At 73.5% G+C, this 3,897-nt stretch carries 3 protein-coding genes; 2 read left to right on the forward strand and 1 reads right to left on the reverse strand.

Annotated features, from left to right (window positions below; genetic code table 11):
* Positions 1-613: FHA domain-containing protein (locus ABD378_RS36600; RefSeq protein ID WP_344528373.1), on the reverse strand; the 613-nt coding region annotated here is incomplete at its 3' end.
* 417 nt (positions 614-1,030) lie between these two features.
* Between ABD378_RS36600 and ABD378_RS36605 the strand changes: the two genes are divergently transcribed.
* Positions 1,031-2,698: a serine/threonine-protein kinase gene (locus ABD378_RS36605; protein ID WP_344528375.1), complete on the forward strand. Its 1,668-nt coding sequence runs from the start codon at positions 1,031-1,033 to the stop codon at positions 2,696-2,698.
* 142 nt (positions 2,699-2,840) lie between these two features.
* Positions 2,841-3,897 (forward strand): serine/threonine-protein kinase (locus tag ABD378_RS36610; RefSeq protein ID WP_344528377.1); only part of this gene is annotated, 1,057 nt, incomplete at its 3' end.

The raw sequence follows: 3,897 nt of genomic DNA on the forward strand, positions 1-3,897 counted from the left end.
CGCCGCCCGTCCCGCCACCGGCGGTGAGCCGCAGCGCGGACTCGCCGAGCCGCAGCAGGGAGCCGGGGGAGAGGCGCGCCGGGCGGTCGGTGATCTCGCGGCCGTCCACCGTCGTGCCGTTCGTGGACCCCAGGTCCGTGACGGTGACCTGGCCGTCCTGGGCGAGCGTCACCGCGCAGTGCAGCCGTGAGACGTCCGGGTCGTCCAGCGGGACGTCCGCGTCCCCCGAGCGGCCCACCCGGATCTGGCCGCCGTGCAGGAGATGCACGCCGCCCGCGTCGGGGCCCGCGACCACGTGCAACTGGGCGGCTGCTCCCGCGAGTTCGGGGCCGGGCTCGGTGGGGGAGCCGAGCGAGAGCACCGCTCCGTCGATCAGCGGGGGCTCCCCGAGGGTGCAGCGCTGGGCGTCGAGGCGCTCCGATTCCGCGTACAGGACGACGGGTCCTTCGCCGCCCGCGACGGCCGCCGCGAAGCCGGAGGCGACCGTGGCCAGAGCGGTCCCCGCGGGGGCGGTGACCAGCACGTCACAGGCGCCGCGCGGCACGGCGGGGCGGCCAGGGGGCTCGGCGGTCTGGCCGCTGCGCGGCCCGAGGACGGTCAGCCGGATCTGCATCGCCGTCAGCGGTCCCTTCTGCCCTTGCCGCCGGGCACGGGGACTCGCGCTGTGATTCCCCCCACCGCACACGGCCACGTCGGCCAGTAACAGATAAGCATCCTCGCACCTGCCACTGACAACACGCCCGGCGGCCACCCGTAAGTGATCTTGATTGGTCGGCTCTGCTCGGAAAAGTCCCTGCTTGGATCGTTGCGATCGCCGGTCGCGGCATCGTGACGGAGGTCAATTCGCCGCCCATCGGCAACCAACGGCCCCAGTGGGGCGTCTTTCCACCGAACAGCTGTCCGGCCGTCCGGCGGCCGGGCCGGAATGTGACCGGCCGGTGACCCGTTCGGCGGCACTACAGTGGGTCGGAACACCTTCCGGCGGGTAGCCGGGTCCGGACAGACCAGCCAGATCAGCAGGGAGCATGACGTGCGGCCGGTAGGCAGCAAGTACCTGCTCGAGGAGCCGCTCGGGCGCGGCGCCACGGGCACCGTCTGGCGAGCCCGCCAGCGCGAGACCGCGGGTGCCGAGGCGGCCGTTCCCGGCCAGCCGGGCGAGACCGTCGCGATCAAGGTCCTCAAGGAGGAGCTCGCCAACGACGCGGACATCGTCATGCGCTTCCTCCGCGAGCGTTCCGTCCTGCTCAGGCTCACGCACCCGAACATCGTGCGGACCCGTGACCTCGTCGTCGAGGGGGAGCTCCTCGCCCTCGTCATGGACCTGGTGGAGGGCCCGGACCTGCACCGCTACCTCCGCGAGAACGGCCCGTTCACGCCGGTCGCGGCGGCCCTCCTGACCGCCCAGATCGCCGACGCCCTCGCCGCGAGCCACGCGGACGGAGTCGTGCACCGCGACCTGAAGCCCGCGAACGTCCTGCTCAAGCAGAACTTCGACGGCGCGGGCGGCGCGGACGGCGCGGGCGGCTCGATGCACCCGATGCTCACCGACTTCGGCATCGCACGCCTGGCCGACTCCCCGGGTCTGACCCGCACCCACGAATTCGTCGGCACGCCCGCGTACGTGGCGCCCGAGTCCGCCGAGGGCCGACCGCAGACCAGCGCGGTCGACATCTACGGCGCGGGCATCCTCCTGTACGAGCTGGTCACCGGGCGCCCGCCGTTCGGCGGCGGCTCGGCCCTGGAGGTCCTGCACCAGCACCTGAGCGCCGAACCGCGCCGCCCCTCCACCGTCCCGGACCCGCTCTGGACGGTCATAGAGCGCTGCCTCAGCAAGAACCCCGACCACCGCCCCAGCGCCGAGAACCTCGCGCGCGGCCTGCGGGCCGTCGCGGAGGGCGTGGGCGTGCACGCGTCCAGCGCGCAGATCGCCGCGGCGGAGGGCGTGGGCGCCCTCCTCATGCCCGACCCGGACCCGGCCATGGTGCCGGGGACGGCCGGAGCGGCCGACCCCACCCAGGTGCTTCCGAACAACGCGGGCTCGTACGACCCGAACGCGGCGACGAGCGTCATGCAGAGCACCGGCTCCGGCCCCGGCGCGGGAGACGCCGGGGGCAACCACGGCGCGGCCGACCCGACGGCCGTCATGCCGCCGGTGCCGCCGAACCAGCCCGGCGCCGACCCGAACGACCCGCACCCCTGGCAGAACCAGATGCGGGCCGCGCGGGACCGCAACGAACAGACACAGGTCCAGTCGTACCTGGACCCCAACGACGACCCGCTGCGCCGTCGCCGCCCGCAGCGCCAGGTGCAGCAGCCGCAGCCGCAGCAGCGCCCCCAGCAGTACGCGCCGCAGCAGCAGCGTCCGCAGCAGCAGTACGCTCCGCAGCCCCAGCAGCAGCCGCGTCAGTACACGCCGCCGCAGCAGACGCCGCCCCAGCAGCCGCCCGCGGGACGGCCGCCGCGTGAGCCCAGGGAACCCAGGCAGCGCGGCTCGAACCCGAACCGGATGAAGATCCCGGGTCTGGGCTGCCTCAAGGGATGCCTCTTCACGATCGTCATCCTCTTCGTGGCGAGCTGGCTCGTCTGGGAGCTGAGCCCGCTCCAGGAGTGGATCGGCACGACGAAGGGCTACTGGGAACAGCTGACGGACTGGTACGACACCGTGTCCGGCTGGATGGGGAAGCTGGGCGGTAACTAGCAGTCCCGCGGTCAGTGATGGACGAATCCCCTCCCGACTCTGGGGATTTGTCGACACCTGTGGGGTGATTTCTGCTCCTGGAGTGAAGGTTGGCGTCGAGGCCGCGTAGCTTTGTCGCCAACACGCATCCGTAGGAGCAGTCTTGGCACGCAAGATCGGCAGCCGGTACACCGCCCACCAGATCCTTGGTCGGGGCAGCGCCGGCACGGTGTGGCTCGGCGAGGGACCCGAGGGTCCCGTCGCCATCAAGCTGCTGCGCGAGGACCTGGCGTCCGACCAGGAGCTCGTCGGCCGCTTCGTCCAGGAGCGCACGGCTCTGCTCAGCCTCGACCACGCGCGCGTGGTGGGCGTCCACGACCTGGTGGTCGACGGCAACGACCTCGCCCTGGTGATGGACCTGGTCCGGGGCACGGACCTCCGCACCCGCCTGGACCGCGAGCGCCGCCTCGCTCCGGAGGCCGCGGTGGCGATCGTGGCGGACGTCGCGGACGGCCTCGCGGCGGCGCACGCGGCGGGGATCGTGCACCGTGACGTGAAGCCGGAGAACGTACTGCTCGACATGCAGGGTCCGCTGGGCCCCGGCGGCTCGCACCCCGCTCTCCTCACGGACTTCGGCGTCGCCAAACTGATCGACTCCCCGCGGCGCACCCGCGCGACAAAGATCATCGGTACGCCGGACTACCTCGCCCCCGAGATCATCGAGGGCCTGCCGCCGCGCGCGGCGGTGGACATCTACGCTCTCGCGACGGTCCTGTACGAGCTCCTGGCGGGCTTCACCCCGTTCGGCGGCGGCCACCCGGGAGCGGTCCTGCGCCGCCACGTCACGGAGACGGTGGTCCCCCTCCCCGGCATCCCGGACGAGCTCTGGCAGCTGATGGTCCAGTGCCTGGCGAAGGCCCCCGCGTCCCGCCTGCGCTCCTCGGAGCTCGCCGCGCGCCTGCGGGAGCTGCAGCCGCTGGTGGCGGGGATGCCGCCGCTGGACGTGGACGAGCCGGACACGGAGCCGCTCGCGGAGGAGGCGGAGGAGGAGCCCGCCCCGGAGCCGGCCCCGGGCACCCCCCGCCGTGGCGCGGTCCCCCTGGTCACCGGGGCGGCCCCCGACTCGAACCGCGACACCCACACCTCCATGCGGGTCCCGGGCCCGGACGAGCTCGCCGGCGGCGCCCGAGGAACGGCCCGCGCCCCCCGCGCTTCCGGAG

It is taken from the genome of Streptomyces rectiviolaceus, from assembly GCF_039533825.1.
Taxonomy (GTDB): Bacteria; Actinomycetota; Actinomycetes; order Streptomycetales; family Streptomycetaceae; genus Streptomyces; species Streptomyces rectiviolaceus.